The organism is Pasteurella dagmatis, from assembly GCF_900186835.1.
In the GTDB taxonomy this organism is placed as follows: domain Bacteria; phylum Pseudomonadota; class Gammaproteobacteria; order Enterobacterales; family Pasteurellaceae; genus Pasteurella; species Pasteurella dagmatis.
Genome location: NZ_LT906448.1, coordinates 1,157,144 through 1,176,569 on the forward strand (window position 1 = coordinate 1,157,144; position 19,426 = coordinate 1,176,569).

Annotated in this window: 14 protein-coding genes and 1 other RNA gene; 8 read left to right on the forward strand and 7 right to left on the reverse strand. The window is 36.4% G+C overall.

From position 1 onward, the window contains the following. Nucleotides 1-100: 100 nt before the first annotated feature. A complete protein-coding gene (gene gntR / locus CKV78_RS05260) occupies nt 101-1,099 on the forward strand; it encodes a gluconate operon transcriptional repressor GntR (protein ID WP_005762637.1) in 999 nt (332 codons plus the stop codon). A gap of 61 nt (nt 1,100-1,160) precedes the next feature. Here gntR and CKV78_RS05265 read toward each other — a convergent pair whose 3' ends face one another. Further along, nucleotides 1,161-1,679, reverse strand: coding sequence for a gluconokinase (locus tag CKV78_RS05265; RefSeq protein ID WP_005762639.1), 519 nt, complete (start codon nt 1,677-1,679; stop codon nt 1,161-1,163). 250 nt (nt 1,680-1,929) lie between these two features. Here CKV78_RS05265 and CKV78_RS05270 point away from each other — a divergent pair, with 250 nt between their 5' ends. Next, nucleotides 1,930-3,279 (forward strand): GntP family permease, encoded by a 1,350-nt coding sequence (locus CKV78_RS05270; protein WP_005762641.1) that lies wholly within the window; start codon nt 1,930-1,932, stop codon nt 3,277-3,279. 84 nt (nt 3,280-3,363) lie between these two features. Here the strand turns inward: CKV78_RS05270 and CKV78_RS05275 are convergent, their stop codons facing one another. Continuing rightward, nucleotides 3,364-5,460, reverse strand: coding sequence for a fused MFS/spermidine synthase (locus tag CKV78_RS05275; protein WP_095075291.1), 2,097 nt, complete (start codon nt 5,458-5,460; stop codon nt 3,364-3,366). A 41-nt stretch (nt 5,461-5,501) separates the two neighbouring features. Next, the gene (locus CKV78_RS05280; RefSeq protein WP_032855209.1) at nt 5,502-7,121 is read right to left on the reverse strand and encodes a phosphoethanolamine transferase; all 1,620 of its coding nucleotides are present in this window, start codon (nt 7,119-7,121) and stop codon (nt 5,502-5,504) included. Nucleotides 7,122-7,272: 151 nt separating this feature from the next. Here CKV78_RS05280 and CKV78_RS05285 point away from each other — a divergent pair, with 151 nt between their 5' ends. The 4 genes from CKV78_RS05285 to cydC all read left to right on the forward strand — a co-directional run bounded on the left by CKV78_RS05285 (nt 7,273) and on the right by cydC (nt 12,742). Then, the gene (locus CKV78_RS05285) at nt 7,273-8,130 is read left to right on the forward strand and encodes a co-chaperone YbbN (RefSeq protein ID WP_005762649.1); all 858 of its coding nucleotides are present in this window, start codon (nt 7,273-7,275) and stop codon (nt 8,128-8,130) included. 73 nt (nt 8,131-8,203) lie between these two features. Further along, nucleotides 8,204-9,157, forward strand: coding sequence for a thioredoxin-disulfide reductase (gene trxB, locus CKV78_RS05290; protein WP_005762650.1), 954 nt, complete (start codon nt 8,204-8,206; stop codon nt 9,155-9,157). A gap of 94 nt (nt 9,158-9,251) precedes the next feature. Then, entirely contained in the window at nt 9,252-11,015 is a 1,764-nt protein-coding gene (cydD, locus tag CKV78_RS05295; protein ID WP_005762652.1) for a heme ABC transporter permease/ATP-binding protein CydD, read from the forward strand. After that, nucleotides 11,015-12,742, forward strand: a complete 1,728-nt coding sequence (gene cydC / locus CKV78_RS05300) for a heme ABC transporter ATP-binding protein/permease CydC (protein ID WP_005762654.1) — start codon at nt 11,015-11,017, stop codon at nt 12,740-12,742. The genes cydD and cydC overlap by 1 nt, the downstream gene beginning before the upstream one ends. 16 nt (nt 12,743-12,758) lie before the next feature. Here the strand turns inward: cydC and ffs are convergent. Beyond that, nucleotides 12,759-12,857, reverse strand: an RNA gene (gene ffs, locus CKV78_RS05305) — signal recognition particle sRNA small type. Nucleotides 12,858-13,032: 175 nt separating this feature from the next. Here ffs and tesB point away from each other — a divergent pair. Then, nucleotides 13,033-13,899 (forward strand): acyl-CoA thioesterase II, encoded by an 867-nt coding sequence (tesB, locus tag CKV78_RS05310; RefSeq protein ID WP_005762656.1) that lies wholly within the window; start codon nt 13,033-13,035, stop codon nt 13,897-13,899. A 30-nt stretch (nt 13,900-13,929) separates the two neighbouring features. Further along, a complete protein-coding gene (locus CKV78_RS05315; RefSeq protein ID WP_005762658.1) occupies nt 13,930-14,805 on the forward strand; it encodes a ferritin-like domain-containing protein in 876 nt (291 codons plus the stop codon). Between the two features lie 12 nt (nt 14,806-14,817). Here CKV78_RS05315 and CKV78_RS05320 read toward each other — a convergent pair whose 3' ends face one another. From CKV78_RS05320 to CKV78_RS05330, 3 genes are all read right to left on the reverse strand, one after another. Then, the gene (locus tag CKV78_RS05320; RefSeq protein WP_005762661.1) at nt 14,818-17,682 is read right to left on the reverse strand and encodes a valine--tRNA ligase; all 2,865 of its coding nucleotides are present in this window, start codon (nt 17,680-17,682) and stop codon (nt 14,818-14,820) included. A gap of 203 nt (nt 17,683-17,885) precedes the next feature. Next, nucleotides 17,886-18,278 carry a hypothetical protein gene (locus CKV78_RS05325; RefSeq protein ID WP_005762663.1) on the reverse strand — a complete coding sequence of 131 codons (393 nt, stop codon included), beginning with the start codon at nt 18,276-18,278 and terminating at the stop codon, nt 17,886-17,888. Between the two features lie 198 nt (nt 18,279-18,476). Beyond that, on the reverse strand, nt 18,477-19,250 hold the full coding sequence (locus CKV78_RS05330) for an ADP-ribosylglycohydrolase family protein (protein ID WP_005762664.1): 774 nt from the start codon (nt 19,248-19,250) through the stop codon (nt 18,477-18,479). Between the last annotated feature and the right edge of the window lie 176 nt (nt 19,251-19,426).

Below are 19,426 nucleotides of genomic sequence, written 5' to 3' on the forward strand. Positions count from 1 at the left end.
GGTAAGATTTTGTTCAGTTTTGGCTTGCATTTTCGGATCTCCTAACCAATAATGTTGCCCCATTATACGCTTGTCATAAAAAAAAGAAATTGAGAACGCAATGGAAAAGCGAAAACGTCCTACCTTACAAGATATCGCTAATCATCTCGGTATTACTAAAATGACCATTAGCCGTTATTTACGTAATCCCAATTCGGTTGCTCCAGATACACAACAAAAAATCGCTGCGGCGATCGAAGAATTTGGATATATTCCCAACCGTGCCCCCGATATTTTATCAAACGCAAAAAGCCGAGCGATTGGCGTGCTAGTTCCCTCATTAACAAATCACGTTTTTGCTGATGTGATTAAAGGTATTGAGCAAATCACCGACACAGCAGGCTATCAGACAATGCTAGCTCATTATGGTTATAGCGAAAAAAAAGAAGAACAGCGTATTGAAAGCCTACTTTCTTATAATGTTGATGGCTTAATTTTATCGGAAAGCCAACATAGTCCACGTACGTTAAAAATGTTAGAAGTCGCAAATATCCCTGTAATAGAAATTATGGAATGCAGTGAGATTGGTGCTTATCAGTCTGTGGGATTTAATAACATTATGGCAGCACAATCAATGGTAGAGACGATGATCAAGCGTGGACGCAAACATATTGTCTATTTCGCTGCTCGACTGGATAAACGTACTCAATTAAAAATGCAAGGATATGAACAAGCAATGCATAAATATGGTTTGCGACCATATAGTTTAATCACACAAGAACCATCTTCTTTTAGTTTGGGTGCACAGCAGTTACATCAAGCCTTACAAGATGTTCCAACGTTAGACGGGATTTTTTGTACAAATGATGATTTGGCGATTGGTGCGATTTTTGAGTGCCAACGCTTAAATATTAAGGTCCCTACTCAAATTGCCGTAGCTGGATTTCACGGGCATAATATGGGACAAGCGATGACACCACAGCTTGCGACAGTGATCACACCTCGTTTAGAAGTGGGACGAGTGGCTGCGCAAGAATTACTAAATCGCTTGAATGGTCAAACACCACAAAGCCCAATTATCAATTTAGGCTATCAAATTCATATTGGCGAAAGTATCTAAAATTTAATAAAAAAAGACCGCACTTTTGATTATGAACTTAAAGTACGGTCTTTTTATGACTTTACAAATGCGCTTTCAAGGCATCCACACAGCGTTCCACTACTTCATCAAACGAGCCCTCAATACTAATTGGAATCACATCTTTCTCATCGCTTTGTGGCACCTCTAAGGTATCAAACTGGCTCTTTAGCATTTCCACTTTCATATAATGCCCTTTGCGCTGTTTCATTCTTTCCAAAACCAGTTCAAATGGCCCCTGTAAGAAAATGAAAGTGACATCATTACCATCACGGATCATATCACGATATTGTTTCTTCAATGCAGAGCAAACGATAATCCCTACTTCACTTTTTTGTTCCAAGCTAAATGCGGCATCACGAATTCGCTCTAACCAAGGCATACGATCTTCATCATTCAACGGATTGCCCTGTGACATTTTAACGATATTGGCTCTAGGATGTAAATCATCACCATCAATCAACTTTATCCCTAAACGTTGTGCAACCGCCGTACCCACTGTTGTTTTTCCTGTACTCGACACGCCCATTAGAATAAAACTTTTACCTTTTTTTTCTGACATATCTCAACCCTCCTCAAATATTTTTTATTAACATACCGCACTTTTTCATAAAAGTTACTGGTAACATTTGTTTTCGTGATATAAATCACATATTTTTAATAAACGTTCATCAATATTTTTTAAGAAGAAAAAATAAACCATTATTCCTTGAAGCAGATCACAAATTCCAAAATTACTTTACAAATTCTCTTTACCCTTATGTCACTAAAAAGTATGTTACCAGTAACAAAGCAACCAAAGGAGGTTTTCTATGTTAATTTTCATTATGATTGCCGCAGTCTTGCTTCTGCTCGTATTGATTATGAAGTTCAGAGTACACGCTTTTGTTGCTCTGATTATTGTCAGCTTATTAACTGCGCTTGCCACAGGCATTCCCATCAATAAAATCTTACCGACTTTATTAAGTGGTTTTGGTAATACTCTTGCTGCCGTTGCATTATTAGTCGGATTAGGGGCAATGATCGGTCGCTTACTCGAAATTACCGGTGGCGCTAAAGTATTAGCCGATACTTTAATCAACAAATTTGGTGAAAAGAAAGCTCCTTTTGCTCTGGGTATCGCATCACTGTTATTTGGTTTCCCTATCTTCTTTGATGCAGGTTTAGTTGTTATGCTGCCAATCATATTTAGTGTAGCGAAACAATTTGGTGGCTCAACTTTACGTTATGCGCTTCCTTCCGCTGGTGCTTTTGCGGTAATGCACGCCTTTTTACCACCGCATCCAGGCCCTGTTGCCTCAGGTGATCTACTTGGCGTAAATATGGGACTACTGGTAATTGTCGGTCTAATTTGTGCAATCCCAACGTGGTATGTTGCTTCTTATTTATTTGGATTATATTCAGGTAAGAAAATTAAACTGGAATTACCAAAAGCATTTTTAAGTAGCAATGCTATCAATGAAACTGCCGTTATAAACCCACCAAGCTTTGGCAAAGTAATGTTTATTTTGCTCCTTCCAATCTGTTTGATCTTATTTGATACAGGGCTAAATACCTTAAGCGTTACCAAAGTCATTGATGGTTCAACCACTTGGGTGGAAAGCCTACGTTTATTAGGCAAAACACCAGTCGCATTACTTATCACCTTAATTGCAGCGATTTTGTTACTCAAAGAACAACGTAGTTATGAACAAATTGAGAAAATCTGCGACAACGCACTCGGTCCAATCTGTGCCATTGTATTAGTAACAGGCGCTGGCGGTATGTTTGGTGGCGTGTTGCGTGCAAGCGGTATTGGCGATGTATTAGCCAGTGCCTTATCCGACACAGGGCTACCAGTGATTGTCGCAGCATTCATTATTGCTCTTGCATTAAGGGTTGCTCAAGGATCTGCTACCGTAGCATTAACCACAGCCTCTGCATTGATTGCCCCAACTGTAGCAGCAACTACAGGCTTGAGCCAATTTGATCTTTGTTTCATCGTGATCGCAATTGCCTCCGGTGCAACCGCTCTTTCACATGTAAACGACTCTGGCTTCTGGCTCGTCAGCCGTTTCTTAGAAATGGACGAAAAAACCACATTAAAAACCTGGACAGTCATGGAAACATTAATTGGTTTAGTGGGATTCATATTAGCGGTTATTGGGAGTGTTTTACTCTAATTGACTGTTAAAAACTATTTTTTATATTAAAAAAGGATTGAATTTCAATGACTCAATCCTTTTTTGTTTTAACACACTCTCATTTTATTTTGACAATATACCGTATTTATATTCTGTAATCATATTTTTATCTGTAATCATCTCAGGCTGGCGTGGTAAAGCGAACTGGCTTTTTTCTGTATAAGCAATTAATGGTTGTCCCAGCAAAATATTTGTCGCTAGCTTTAAGTATTCTTCAGAATCAAATTTAGTATCACGCCACTTTAATTGGCTTAAATTAGTATAGACATTATATTCATCCAATTCTAACACGGGTTTTAATGAAGCCAGAGCCATATTACCATACTGATACGTATAAGGATAAACTTTAGATGCCGTAAAAAATGCATCTGTAGATTCAGTCGTATTGAAATAGATAAATCCATTTTCTGTTAAATGGGACTTTGTTAACTCAAGAAATTCTTGACTTAATAGATTCGTTGCATAACTACGCCAATGGAATGTAGTATTCATTAAAATAAAATCAAACTTATCTTGCTGATTTTTTACCAACCATCTACGCCCATCATCTGTAATAATTTTAATACGTTTATCCTCTAAGACTTTCCGCATTGCGGAATAACTATCTGCAAGTGATGGATAACCAGGATTTAATTCAATAACAGTAATTGATTCCACATTAGGCATTGAAGATAAAACACGAACCCAAGAGCCAGTACTTAATCCAACCACCAAAATATTTTTAGATTGTGGTGCAATAACTGGTAATAAATACGCTCTATGAATACCGTTTGAATTATGTGTAATATCAATGTTTAACATTCCATCATAAACATTACTACCAAAAACAAGATGATCATCATACTTATCTTTATAAACTTGAATGAAACCATGTTTATTTTCAATTAATTTTTCTAAAACAAGGTCTGGTTTTTGCACTAAAGAATTAATAATTCTTTCTGGCAAAAAAACCATAGAAGAAATCGCTAATAATGAAAATAATGATATTATTTTTAACCAAATAAGCTTTAGACAGAAAAATGCGATTAATAAACTTATTGCAATAATTACGAGATAAACTTGTTGAGTATTTAAAATATCTAATAGGAAAAATCCGAAAAAGATAGGTGCAAGTGTACAACCTAATACATTGGCAAAATAAACATTTGAAATCGCAGCGCCTGTTTTCCTATTTCCAGTTCCCAAGTGGTGAACTATTGGAAATATAATCCCTCGAAGTAAAGCAACTAATAATACAGAAAACGTGAAAACAATAAAGTTGGGATAATAAATTATAGATAAAATTGCAATACTATCAAATAAAGTAGAAACTAGAAAAATACGACCAATATAATTTAAATTAGCTTGTTTTCTTTTACACACATCTTTTCCAATTAAGGAACCAAAAGCAATACCTAATAAAAATAGAGCTAAGATAAAAGCAAATGCTTGTGGAATTGAAGATGAATAAAGCGAAAATAGGCGGATCCAAATAACTTCTAGCCCTAGACTCAGGAAACCACCTAAGAAAGATAATAAAATTGCCTTTCTCACCAGGCTAAAATCTGCAACCTCAATAGGTTGCTCTTCTCCTTTATTGATAAGTTTAATATTCTTGTTATGTTTTTCTGTACCATAGATACTAAATATGGCGATCGCAACAAATACATTAATACCTGCGGCAATATAGACTACCTCATCTAATTGAAAATGATTAAATAAATAAAATCCTGTCACCAAACAAGCTGTTGCAGCACCTAACGTATTTACAAAGTATAACCAGCCAATATTATTACCTATATTATTATCAATATAATTATTCAAATATTGAGTTAATAATGGCAAAGTACTTCCCATTAAAAATGTTGGAAATAATAATAAAATAAAGTTAGCTAGAGAAATAATTAGCGTATTAGAATGTAAAAAAACTGATTTAATAAAAGCAATCAAATCTGAACTCAAAAACCCAAATAAACCAATACCAATTTCTGTTAAGGCAAAAATAAGAATAATTTTATTAGGAAACTTATCCGCTAATCTTCCCCCAAAATAAGCACCAATACCCAAGCCTGCCACAAATACAGCAATCACTATAGTTATAGATTCTAAGTCAACACCAAATGCAGTAAATAGCATTCTTTGCCAAGCAATTTGATAAACTAAAGCAGCAAAGCCTGACATAAAAAATACTATTCTAAGAATATTTAAGTACGACATATTCATCACTTTATTAATTCCTTTTCAAAAGATGGTATTGGATCAGTTTCCAAACTATCAAAATAAACATTTTTACGAAAATCAAAAACTTTTATATCTTTATCATCTTCGTAAGAGAAGAAGTCATAATCAGAAGATAATTCTTTTGTTTTTATGCCTAACCATTGACTAAAACCATAAATAAAATTAACCGCACTTCTTTTAATATTAGTCACTTCTCTTTTTGTATCATCGCTTGATAATTTAAAGAACGGTACCATATAGTTAGACTGATTTTTTTCGCTATAATCTAATGAAAGTCTTTCTAAATCGTCTTTTTTGATATGGCTAAGTCCATGGTCAGAAAAATAAATTAAAGAGTAACTTTCATTTTTTTCTTTCAAAATAGAAACAATATTTTCTATCAACTTGTCTGTTTTTAAAATCGTATTCACATAACAAGACATATCTTTATTAACAAATTTTAATATATGCTCATCTTTTTTTAATCTTGAACAAAATTTTTGATGAGATCCCATTAAATGAAAAACAAATAAACTTGCTTTCTTATTGGTAATGCTACTTTTTGCTAACCTCATCTTAAATTCATCTAGTAGAGTAAAATCATCAACATCCCCTGTATTAAATGCGCCTTTTTTAGTAAAGAAATAAAAATCACTACTTGCACCAATTCGACTAGCACTACTATCATATTTACCAATGCTACCTTGATTAGAAAACCAATAGGTTTGTATATCCGCTTTTTTGGCTAAGTTAATGATGTGATAGCTATAATCGATCTTATTAGAGACTCTAAAATAAAGCGATTTAAGTAAAGAATGATAGGTCGCTGGAGCTGCTGAAATGTACCCAGCATTAATATAGCCTAAGCTGCGATCCAAAAAAGGGGTTGTTGGTAAAGAAAAACCATAAGTAGAAAAATAATCTCGGCGTGCACTTTCTCCGATAATCAAAACATAATTTCGATATTTAGGCAGTGCTTCAATAACTTGCCAAGGGTTCGGCTTTTTAAATGCAGATTCTAATTCCTTTTTCTCAAAATAATAACCAGAGAAACTTTCATAAATATTAGCATAAAATGACACAACATTAATTGGTGTATTTGCAAGTGTCCAACGATGTTCATCTTCCTCTGATTCTTCTAAATAATATTTAGTTGGCTCAAATACAAGAGAGAACAAAAAGCCAAAAAACAATAAAGTATAAATTCCCTTCTTCTCTGAATAATTTCTTGCACTGATATTATATCTTTTTAATCTAATCAGAATGATGGCAGAAAGACAGAATAAAAAAGGTAATAAAAAATCTGAGAAGGAAAATACAGACATAAACTCTAATGACTCAGAAATATTTGTTTCTAAAAATGCGGCGATTATTCCCGAGTTTAAAGAGCCATAATATAAAGAGACTGGATAATATAAAGATAAAGTAGCCGTAACAAATAAAATAACAGCAGTAAATAATTTCTCAGATAATACATAAATTAAATAATAAAGAATAAATGTAATAAATAAGGTATAAGCCAAGCTAGCTTCAGAGTTGATGACTACAGTTAGAAAAGAAAAGAAAAACAACCAAATATAAAAAATTCGATAATGCAAATAAGAAAAGAAGCGTTTCAACATAAGCCAACATCCTTGTTTTAACCTAGGCGCATTATTATATAGAATCCCCAAAAATAAGTTAAGCAGCATTTCATCCAAGACATATGTTCTATGATGTTCTACTCCTTTTTGCTAGAATGCCAGAATATCCATCTTCAACAAAAGGACTTTTATGACACAGTCGAAATATATCGTTAATATGACTGAGCAAAATCTCAATGAGGTTTTGCAAAGCTCACAACAAATTCCACTTGTTATCACTTTCTATGCACCAAGCCACAAAACTTCTGTAGAATTTACCGCACTTTTAGAACGTGTCACAGAACAGTATCAAGGGCAGTTTTTGCTTGCTAAGGTAGATTGTGAAAAAGAACAAATGTTGACGGCACAATTTCGTATTCAAGCACTACCAACCACTTATTTATTCAAAGAAGGGCAAGCGTTAGATGCGTTTCCCGGTGTGTTGGATGAACTGACATTAAAGCAACGCTTATCTGTCATTTTGCCCAAAGAGGAAGACATAAAATTTATGCAGGCCTTAGATTTTCTCGAAGCAGAAAATTACGAAGCCGCATTACCCTTACTCAAAGAAGGTTGGGAATTATCAAATAAGAAAAATAGTGACATTGCCTTGCTTTACGCAGAAACCTATATTGCGATGAAAAAAGTGGAACCTGCACAGGATATTTTAACCCAAATACCTCTACAAGATCGTGATAGCCGTTGGCAGGGGCTACAAGCTCAAATAGAACTGTTAATTAAAGCTTCTGACACGCCAGAAATTCAACAATTACAAACCGATTTTGACAAAAATCCAAGCACTGAAATTGCATTGAAACTCGCCTTACAATTACATCAAGCAAACCGAAATGAAGAAGCATTGGATTTGTTATTCCATATTTTAAGAAAAGATCTCAATGCAGAACAAAGCGAAGTGAAACAACAATTTCTGTCCATTCTTTCTGCAATAGGAAACAATGATCCGATTACCAATAAATATCGTCGTTTACTCTATTCCCTTTTATATTGATAGGTATTAGGGATAGATAACACCAATTGAACAAGCTATAATACTAACCAAATTTTGATATTAAGGATAAAAAATGAGCGACATTAAACACTGTAAATTATTGATTTTAGGTTCAGGTCCAGCAGGCTATACTGCTGCAATTTATGCCGCACGTGCTAACTTAAATCCGGTTTTAGTGACAGGTTTACAACAAGGCGGACAATTGACCACAACCACCGAAATTGAGAACTGGCCGGGTGATTTTGGTGATACAACTGGTCCGGAATTAATGCAACGAATGCTTCAGCATGCAGAAAAGTTCGAAACTGAAATTATTTTTGATCATATTAACAAAGTTGATTTGTCAGAACGTCCATTTAAGTTATATGGTGATGTGCAAACGTTCAGCTGTGATGCTTTAATTATCGCAACGGGAGCATCAGCACGCTATTTAGGTTTACCTTCCGAAGACTCCTTTAAAGGTCGTGGTGTTTCGGCTTGTGCAACTTGTGATGGTTTCTTCTATCGTAATAAACCAGTTGCTGTTGTAGGTGGTGGAAATACCGCAGTTGAAGAAGCTCTTTATTTATCAAATATTGCATCTGAAGTACATCTTATCCACCGTCGTGATACTTTCCGTAGTGAAAAAATCTTAATTGAGCGCTTAATGAAAAAAGTAGAAGAGGGCAAAATCATTCTTCATACTCACCGTATTTTAGATGAGGTATTTGGTGATAATATGGGAGTAACAGGTGTTCGCTTGAAAGATACACTATCAGATCAAACTGAAGAAATCGCATTAGATGGTGTATTCATTGCCATTGGACATACACCAAACACTGAAATTTTTGCTGATCAATTAACTTTGAATAACGGCTACATTGTTGTGAAATCAGGCCTAGAAGGTAATGCAACCGCAACTTCCGTAGAGGGTGTATTTGCTGCTGGCGATGTGATGGATCATAGCTATCGTCAAGCTATTACGTCTGCTGGCACTGGCTGTATGGCTGCACTTGATGCAGAACGTTATTTAGATGCTCAAAAATAAGCCTTACTTGTAGCATTTAGGCATATAAATAGAAATGAGGGGATAATATCCCCTCATAAAATCTCTTGATTATAACACTTAGTGTACATAGATTATGGAAAAAACTCGCCAAAAATATTTACAAAAATGGCTTTGGAATGAACAACAACCAATCAAAAAGTTGTTACATCTAAATATCATTCTTGCATCAATTTCTTCTGTGATCTTAGTTGCTAATACCTATTTTATTGCCTATCTCTTGCATCATTTAATTATAGAAAATACTCCACGCACAGAATTACTACCTTATTTTATTGCTCTTGTTATTGGTTTTTTCCTACGAGCACTAATTTTATGGGCAAGAGAGTCTATTGGTTTTAAGTGTGGTCGAATTTTACGTAATATTGTTCGCAAAAAAATTCTCAATAAAATTCACGAGGTAGGCCCTGCTGTTACAAGCAATACGCCGGCAGGAAGCTGGGCAAGTATTATGCTAGAGCAAGTAGAAAATCTACAAAACTATTACGCACGCTATTTACCACAGCAAGCGCTTTCTATCATTGTGCCTGTGGTTATTCTTATTGCTATTTTCCCAATTAATTGGGTTGCAGGAATCATCTTGATGATAACTGCACCACTTATACCAATTTTTATGATTTTGGTCGGTGTCGCTGCCGCTGATAGTAGCCAAAAACATATGAACACCTTAGCTAAACTAAGTGCACAATTTTTAGATCGCCTAAAAGGGTTAGAAACTTTACGCCTTTTCAACCGTACGGAAGAGCAAACCAAACATATCGAGAAAAGTACTGAAAAATTCCGTGAAACAACAATGGATGTTCTAAAAATGGCGTTTTTATCTTCCGCAGTATTAGAATTTTTCACATCAATCTCAATTGCTTTAATGGCTGTCTATTTTGGTTTCAGCTATTTAGGAGAAATCAATTTTGGTGAATACAGTACCGAACTCACCTTATTTGTTGGCTTTTTCTGCCTAATTCTTGCACCTGAATTTTACCAACCATTACGAGATCTTGGCACTTATTACCACGATCGTGCAGCTGGCATTGGGGCTGCAGATGCGATTGTAGAATTTCTAGAAAAAGAGCATAAAAGTTTCTTATCAAACGCAAGTCAGTCTATTGAGAAAAAAAGTGCGGTCGAAATTAAAGCAAAAAATTTAGTAATTTTCTCACCACAAGGTAAAGCACTTACCAACCCATTAAATTTTAAGCTAAATGCACAAAGCCATACTGCACTTGTTGGCCAAAGTGGGGCTGGAAAAACCACTCTAATGAATGCATTACTAGGATTCTTACCCTACGAAGGTAGCTTAACGATTAATAACATTGAATTAAAAGAATTAAATATTAATCAGTGGCATAAACAAATCGCTTGGGTTGGGCAAAATCCCCTGTTACTCAAAGGTACAATTAAAGAAAATCTATTATTAGGTGATATTGAAGCCAATAATGATGAAATTGAACAAGCACTTATTCAAGCACAGGCTAAAGAGTTTACCGATAAACTTGGATTAAATAGCGAAATTAAAGATGAAGGACTAGGTATTTCTGTCGGGCAAGCACAGCGTTTAGCCATTGCAAGAGCCTTATTACGCCGTAGTAAATTGTTATTGCTAGATGAACCAACTGCAAGCCTAGATGCACAATCAGAACAATTGGTGCTAAATGCCTTACACATAATGAGCCAACATCAAACCACATTAATGATTACACACCGTATTGAAGATCTAAAACAATGCGATCAAATCCTTGTTATGCAACAAGGAAAAATTATTCAACAAGGTAATTTTGAACAATTAAAAGAGGTCGGTTTTTTTGCTGAATTACTTAATCAACGCAAACAGGACTTAAATTAATGCGCACACTGTTTCCGTTTTTACGCCTTTTTAAGTACGCTAAATTCCCGTTAATTTTAGGCGTAATTTTAATGATTGTCGGGCTTTCATCTAGTATAGGATTACTAACATTATCAGGTTGGTTTCTTGCTGCAACAGCAATTGCTGGTGCTGGCACGTTATTTAACTTCTTCTACCCTTCTGCTGGAGTGCGTGGTTTAGCCATCTCACGAACTGCGGTACGTTATATAGAAAAAATTGTTACTCACGATGCCACATTCCGTGTACTAGCAAAATTACGTGTAGAAGTATTTAGTCGTATCATTCCGTTAAGCCCTGCCGTGCTTAATCGTTATCGTAATAGTGATTTATTAAATCGATTAGTGGCTGATGTAGATACCCTTGATAACTTATATCTACGCCTGATTGCCCCTTTTATTAGTGCTATCGTTGTCATTGCTATTATCACTTTTGGGCTCAGTCTCATTAATCCTACTATTTCTATTTGCATTGGTATCGCACTACTTATATTTTTATTAACTATCCCGACACTATTTTATTATCTAGGCAAACAGTTTGGTGAAAAGCTAACACAATCACGGGCAAATTATCGTAGCAAATTTGTGGAATTTATTCAGGCACAAGCTGAGTTGCTGTTATTCAATGCTGAAGATAAATCCAAGCAATCACTCAATCAGATTGAACAAGAATGGCAATCCTACCAACAAAAAGAAGCAAATTTAACAGGGCTTTCAAGTGCAATTTTACTGTTAGTTAATGGGTTGATTATTTCATTTACCTTGTGGTTTGTAGCTGATATGGATTTAGGTGATGGCGTATACAAAGCTGCATTTATTGCCTTATTTACCTTTGCTGCGCTTTCTACTTTTGAAATTTTAATGCCTATTGGCGCAGCATTTTTGCACATTGGACAAGTTATTGCCTCTGCCGAGCGTCTAAATGACATAATGACCCAATCACCGTTAGTGGAATTCACACAAAATGAGCCATTTACTCAAACTGATGATGCTCTAATTGATGTAAGAAATGTATTTTTTACCTATCCTGAACGTGAAAATCTTGCATTAAACGATGTCAGTTTGTCTATCCAACAAGGACAAAAAATTGCGATTTTAGGCAAAACTGGCAGTGGAAAATCAACATTATTGCAATTGCTTGTACGTAATTATGATGTGCAACAAGGCTCACTCTTATTAGCTGGAAAATCTATTGAACAATATTCTGAAGTGACTCTACGCCAACAAATGTGCTTTTTAACACAACGCATTCACGTATTCAGTGATACCTTACGCCAGAACTTACAAATCGCAAGTACGGTAGAAATTTCTGATGAAAAAATGATTACGGTGTTAAAACAAGTTGGCTTAGAAAAGTTATTGGATCAAGAAGGTTTAGATGTCTGGTTAGGTGATGGTGGACGTCCGCTTTCAGGGGGCGAACAGCGTCGTTTAGGGTTAGCTCGTATACTGTTAAATGATGCACCAATTTTATTACTAGATGAGCCAACTGAAGGTTTAGATCGTGAAACTGAACGCCAAGTTCTACAACTGATTTTTGCTCACGCACAAAATAAAACTTTATTAATGGTGACACATCGCTTAACGTTCATCGAGCAATTTGATCAGCTGTATCTAATTGATGAAGCAAAACTTATCGAGCAAGGCCACTATAACGAATTAATCAATAAAGAAATGGGTTATTTCAAGAAACTGACAGAACGGATTTAAGAAAAGTTGGGTGGAAACCTTCCCAGCTTGATCTCGGCACACGGAAATTCTGACTTTGGCTGCTTTCTTCCGAACCTGACCAGGTAAACCAGACACCATTGCGAGGAACCGAGAAGGTTTCCATTGAGGCTAACCAGAACAAAATATGCTTGATTAGCTGCGCTATTATGCTATAAGCGCCCCTATTTTGCAAACGTTGATTGTTAAATTTCGTGGATTCGCTTACTTTTTATAATATTTGGAATATTAAGGAAAATTCCTAATCTTGCTGTTTATATGAGGAATGAACGATGTCAAATGCATTAAATAATCTGATTGAGTTACTTAAATTAGAGCGTCTTGATGACTTCTTGTTTCGTGGTAATAGTGAAGATCTTGGTTTACCGCAAGTCTTTGGTGGACAAGTTGTGGCACAAGCCCTTTCTGCGGCAATTCAAGTGGCACCACAAGATCGTATTTTACATTCTTGCCACGCTTATTTTTTATCCCCCGGCGAGAGCAAACACCCGATTATCTATGATGTGGAAACGCTACGAGAAGGACGTAGTTTTAGTGCATATCGTGTTAAAGCTATTCAACATAATGAGCCGATTTGCCACATCACTGCATCTTTCCAAAAAGAAGAACAAGGTTTTGAGCACCAAAGTTCAATGCCTGAAGTTGCCTCACCAGAACAGCTCATTTCAGAAAGCGATACTATTCAAAAGCTCGCTTCATTATTACCAGAACCAGTGCGCACAAAATTTACTGCAGAAAGACCATTTGATATTCGCGCAAAATATATCAATAACCCTTTCCAAGGTAAAAAATTACCTGCAGAACAATTTGCTTGGGTAAAATCAAATGGAGAAGCGCCTTTAGATCAAAGAATCCAACAATGTTTACTAGCTTACTTTTCAGATTTTCACTGTTTATTGACCGCACTTCACCCTCACGAAAAAGGTTTCTTACAAGCCGGAATGAAAGTCGCCACAATCGATCATTCGATTTGGTTCCACCGCACTTTTGATCTTAATGATTGGTTACTTTATGCGATCGAAAGTAACAATGCCTCTGGTGCGCGTGGATTAGCGCGAGGGCAAATTTTCGATACGAAAGGACGTTTAATTGCAACCACTCAGCAAGAAGGCCTAATCCGCTATCGTACTGGAAAATAAAAGATTATAGAAAAATAAAAAAGGAAAAATATGACCGCACTTTGGCAAGACGTTATTCAAGCATTACAGGAAACTCAACCTGAGAAAAAATGCCAATTAGTCAATGCTCTTTATGATGGGCTTTTACCTACAATCAATTTTACGGAAATTGAAGATTTCCCAATAGTGACACCTGAGCAGGACATTGCAGGCTTTCCTGACAGCCCTAAATTAGTTGCGCCGAAAGATGTCCCCAAACGTGCATTTAGTACCGATGAAGGCTATGCTGCCACATTACACGCTATCGCCCATATTGAATTTAATGCCATTAACCTTGGCTTAGATGCCGCTTGGCGATTTGGTCGTTGTGCACAACAAGAATTGGGCGAGGGAATGGCGTTTATTAAAGATTGGTTACGTGTTGCTCGTGAAGAAAGCACGCATTTTAGCTTGCTTAATGCACATCTGAACCGACTTGGTTATCAATATGGCGATTTTGAAGCACACGCAGGTTTATGGGAGATGTCGCAAGCCACTGCACACGATATTTGGGAAAGAATGGCATTAGTCCCTCGAGTACTAGAAGCTCGTGGTCTAGATGCTACTCCACTCCTACAAGACAAAATTCATCAACGCAAAGATTTCGCTGCCGTGGATATTCTAGATATTATCTTACGAGATGAAATCGGCCACGTGGGCATTGGCAACCATTGGTATCACGCTTTATCTGCAAAGCGTGGATTAGATGCAATGCAATGTTTCAGCGATTTGCTACAAAAATACCGCATTGTAATTTTCAAAGGTGTCATCAATACTGACGCCCGCTTACAAGCTGGATTCACCCAGTACGAACTTGATTGGATCTATGAAATAGAACAAACCTTAAAAAGTCATATCAAATCACAAAAAGAAAGCGGTCAAAATTGACCGCTCTTTTTATTATAGATTTTCAATCGCTTGATACTGCTGTTTGAGTTTATTTAACCCTTCAGCGTATTCAGCCATTTTAGCACGCTCTTTTTCAATAACCGCTGGTGGTGCTTTAGCTACGAATACTTCGTTAGAGAGTTTGTTTTCAATACGTTGGATTTCACCGTTGTATTTTTCAATCTCTTTATTTAAACGAGCAAGTTCTGCTTCTTTATTAATAAAGCCAGCCATTGGCACGAGTAATTCTGCGTTGTTCACCAATTTCACAACTGAAAGTGGCGCTTCTTCATCCGCTGAAAGTACACGAATCGAATCCAATTTTGCCATTGCTTGGATTAAAGTGCGGTTGTTTTCTAGCGAGTTTTGATCCACATCTGAAAGATTACGCAATAATAAATCTAAGCCTTTGCTTGGTGGAATGTTGTTTTCTGCACGAATATTACGTACTGCAACAATCACTTCTTTCATCCAGTTAATTTCAGCTTCTGCTTGGTAATCTAATGCACTTTGTTCAAATTGTGGGAAAGATTGCAACATAATGGTATCACCATTTACGCCAGCGAACTCTTTCACTTTTTGCCAAATTTCTTCAGTGATAAATGGCATTACAGGGTGTGTTAAGCGCAATAATTTTTCTAACACATTGATCAATGTTTGACTAGCACCCCGTTTTTGGGCAGAACTGCCGCTAGCAAACACAGGTTTCGTTAATTCTAAATACCAGTCACAGAATTGGTTCCAAGTGAACTCATACAATGCGGTTGCACATAAATCGAAACGGAATTGTGCTAATGCACTGCGAAAGGCTTCTACCGTGCGATTAAATTCTGACTGGATCCAACGATCCGCCACAGAATATTCCACCGAACCTTCGCTGAGATCCAATTTATCATTAGTCAACACAAAACGGCTAGCATTCCATAATTTGTTACAGAAATTGCGGTAACCTTCTAAGCGTTTCATATCCCAGTTAATATCACGACCATTAGTCGCTAACGCAGTTAATGTGAAACGTAACGCATCGGTACCGTGTTCTGCAATACCTTCAGGAAATGCTTTGACTGTTGCTTTAGAAATTTTCTCCGCCAATTGCGGCTGCATCATGTTGCCAGTGCGTTTTTCTAACAGGCTTTCCAGATCAATGCCATCAATCATATCCAATGGATCAATCACGTTACCTTTTGATTTGGACATTTTTTGTCCTTGTTCATCACGAATCAAGCCTGTTACATAAACAGTTTTGAATGGCACTTGTGGTTTGCCGTTTTCATCTTTCACAAAATGCATTGTGAACATAATCATACGAGCAACCCAGAAGAAAATGATGTCAAAGCCCGTGATCAACACATCTGTTGAATGGAACATTTTCAGATCTGGTGTTTGATTTGGCCAACCAAGCGTTGAGAAAGTCCATAAACCTGATGAGAACCAAGTATCCAACACGTCTTCATCTTGTTTTAATGGTAAATCTGCAGGTAAATTGTGTTTTGCTCGCACTTCTGCTTCATCACGTGCAACATACACATTACCTTGCTCATCATACCAAGCTGGAATACGGTGTCCCCACCATAATTGACGAGAAATACACCAGTCTTGAATGTCACGCATCCAAGAGAAATAGAGATTTTCATACTGTTTTGGTACGAATTGAATTTCGCCGTCTTCTACCGCTTTCACTGCCACTTCTGCAAGCGATTTTACGCTCACATACCATTGGTCAGTTAACATTGGCTCGATTGGCACACCACCACGGTCGCCATAAGGCACTTTCAAATCGTGTGGTTTGATTTCTTCTAATAAACCTAATTCTTCAAAATCTGCCACGATTTGTTTACGTGCCGCAAAACGTTCCATACCTTGATATTTGGCTGGAATAAGTGCGGTGTAATTTTCAAGAATTTTGCCGTCTGAACCTATAATTTCCGCTTCAGCACGGATATCTGCGTTTAAGGTCATTACGTTCACCATAGGTAATTGGTGACGTTTACCCACTTCATAGTCGTTGAAGTCGTGTGCTGGTGTAATTTTCACAACACCTGTTCCAAATTCACGATCTACATAATCATCAGCGATAATTGGAATTTCACGATTTGCTAGTGGCAATACGACTGTTTTACCAATAAGTGATTGATAACGTTCATCTTCTGGGTGTACAGCCACAGCGGTATCACCCAACATTGTTTCAGGACGCGTTGTCGCTACCACCAAGTAATCTTTACCGTCTGCGGTTTTCGCACCGTTCGCTAATGGATAACGGAAATGCCAAAGTGAACCTTTGCTCTCTTTGTTTTCTACTTCAAGATCAGAAATCGCAGTGTGTAATTTTGGATCCCAGTTAACTAAACGTTTACCACGATAAATTAAGCCTTCTTCGTGTAAACGAACAAACACTTCTTTTACTGCTTCAGATAAACCCTCGTCCATTGTGAAACGTTCACGATCCCAGTCGATAGAGTTACCTAAACGACGCATTTGTTGACTGATTGTACCGCCTGAATACGCTTTCCAATCCCAGATTTTATTGATGAACGCTTCACGTCCATAATCGTGACGAGTTTTACCTTCTTCAGCGGCGATTTTACGCTCCACCACCATTTGGGTTGCAATACCCGCGTGGTCAGTACCTGTTTGCCATAATGTGTTATGCCCTTCCATACGATTGAAACGGATTAAAATATCCATCAATGTTTGCTGGAAAGCATGCCCCATATGTAGGCTACCAGTTACGTTTGGCGGTGGAATGGCAATAGAATAGCTTGGCTTTGAAGTATCTTCAGACGGTTTAAAATAACCGCTTTCTTCCCAGTGTTTATACAGGGCTTGTTCCACTGCAGATGGCGTAAAACGATCTGCCATTTCGAAGTTTTGTGTCATTTGTTATCTCTTTTAAAGTCATAAAAATAAAACTATATTTTCATGATATATTTAACTAAATCTGGATGTTGGCACGAGATTATAAATCTTCCATATTTTATTGATTTAATCGACGTGATTTATAATTAATATTACTTAAGAGAAATTTCTCTAATTATTCAATACTAACATTACTTGAGTAATCAAGTAACTTTTACGAAAAATTAAGACAAAGCGTTATCAGTAGCTTGAGATAGCTGGCTAGTAGTTTCAAGTAATTCTCTATTTACACCACTAAATTTAAAAATTCTTTTCGAAACACGCTTCCCTGTACCTGAAATTCCAAGGTTCCCGCCATCTTTTTTAACTTCAACGCCTAAATTTCCCTTACCCTCTAAATCATAATATTCTTCAATTTGAACTTCTTCTGCAAGCTCAATTCTGCGAGCTATTGCAATCTCTTGTAGTACTTTGGCATCTGCTTCTGCCATTTCCATTCTTATCTTATTTTTTTTATGTTCATCTAATAAACTATCTACTGTTTCATTTTTATTAGAATTCTTAAACTTATCTACTACCAACGGTACAAAAGCACCTAAAATAATATTTCCAATCATAGTATTCTCCCAAAATGCAGAATGGATCTCTTATAAAAATGTGTTAATAATAAAACTATAAAATATTGTTAAAAAATTATATAAAAAATGTAGGTATTCATTTAACTCAAACACACCACTTATATAAAGTAACGATATTCATCGAAAAACAGTTACTATCAAAATGAGCTGTTATCTCTTTTCTATTTAAAATGTCCTTTATACATGCTTAACCCTAGAGAGAATATCTATAAACTCTTTAGGTAAAAGCTGAATAGCTTTCGATTTAATCGCCTCTGGAATCTCTTTATAAAATGCTTCAGCAATAGATCCCGTAATTGCGGCTAAAGTATCAGAATCGCCGCCTAATGATATTGCGAGTCGAATTGCGTGTTCGAAATCATTACTTTCTAAGAAAGCAACAATTGCCTGCGGCACCGTACCTTGGCAACTTACATCAAACCGATAAGTTGGACGAATCTCATCGCAAGTTTGATTCAAATTATAATGAAAATTTTGTTCAATAAAGTCTTTGATAAAGGATTTTGTTTTACCGATTCTTGCAAAATAAATTGCAGCGGCAGTAGCTTGTGCGCCCTTAATTCCCTCGGGGTGATTATGTGTAATTTCTGCCGATTTTTTAGCATATTCTAATACGCTTTCAATATCGTTACACAACCAACCTACTGGGGATACTCGCATTGCTGAACCATTGCCCCAACTGTTATAAGGTTTAGGATCTGCGTTAAACTTGATCCAGTGATAAAATGTACCACCATAGCCTGCATTTGGGTATTTGTTGCACCATTTTTTCATTATAGGCACAAGATCAGCGGTAAAATTTGTTAATGCCCATTCAGCAACCGCAACGGTACAAACAGTATCATCTGTAAATCCGCAATCTGCGGTGATAAAATCAAAATCGGTTCTTCTATAATTATTAAGTTCAAAACGAGAACCCGCGATATCGCCAATAGCAGCACCTAGTAACATAAATTAATCTCCGTATGTATTTATAAATGATTGAATGCTCAGTTTCTTAGTACAGGTTGTACATTGAATAAAATCCAAGCAACTGACTTTAATAATCGAGAGTATTAAAAAGTGTTTAAGCAACTCGAAAAAATCCACATCAAAATATAAACAGTCAAAGCGACAATCAATGTCGC

Coding starts and splice junctions, on each gene's coding strand:
- cydC (WP_005762654.1), top strand. CDS start 11,015: ATGCGCACACTGTTTCCGTTTTTACGCCTTTTTAAGTACGCTAAATTC.
- CKV78_RS05320 (WP_005762661.1), bottom strand. CDS start 17,682: ATGACACAAAACTTCGAAATGGCAGATCGTTTTACGCCATCTGCAGTG.
- CKV78_RS05275 (WP_095075291.1), bottom strand. CDS start 5,460: ATGTCAGGCTTTGCTGCTTTAGTTTATCAAATTGCTTGGCAAAGAATG.
- cydD (WP_005762652.1), top strand. CDS start 9,252: ATGGAAAAAACTCGCCAAAAATATTTACAAAAATGGCTTTGGAATGAA.
- CKV78_RS05285 (WP_005762649.1), top strand. CDS start 7,273: ATGACACAGTCGAAATATATCGTTAATATGACTGAGCAAAATCTCAAT.
- CKV78_RS05330 (WP_005762664.1), bottom strand. CDS start 19,250: ATGTTACTAGGTGCTGCTATTGGCGATATCGCGGGTTCTCGTTTTGAA.
- gntR (WP_005762637.1), top strand. CDS start 101: ATGGAAAAGCGAAAACGTCCTACCTTACAAGATATCGCTAATCATCTC.
- trxB (WP_005762650.1), top strand. CDS start 8,204: ATGAGCGACATTAAACACTGTAAATTATTGATTTTAGGTTCAGGTCCA.
- tesB (WP_005762656.1), top strand. CDS start 13,033: ATGTCAAATGCATTAAATAATCTGATTGAGTTACTTAAATTAGAGCGT.
- CKV78_RS05265 (WP_005762639.1), bottom strand. CDS start 1,679: ATGTCAGAAAAAAAAGGTAAAAGTTTTATTCTAATGGGCGTGTCGAGT.
- CKV78_RS05315 (WP_005762658.1), top strand. CDS start 13,930: ATGACCGCACTTTGGCAAGACGTTATTCAAGCATTACAGGAAACTCAA.
- CKV78_RS05325 (WP_005762663.1), bottom strand. CDS start 18,278: ATGATTGGAAATATTATTTTAGGTGCTTTTGTACCGTTGGTAGTAGAT.
- CKV78_RS05270 (WP_005762641.1), top strand. CDS start 1,930: ATGTTAATTTTCATTATGATTGCCGCAGTCTTGCTTCTGCTCGTATTG.
- CKV78_RS05280 (WP_032855209.1), bottom strand. CDS start 7,121: ATGTTGAAACGCTTCTTTTCTTATTTGCATTATCGAATTTTTTATATT.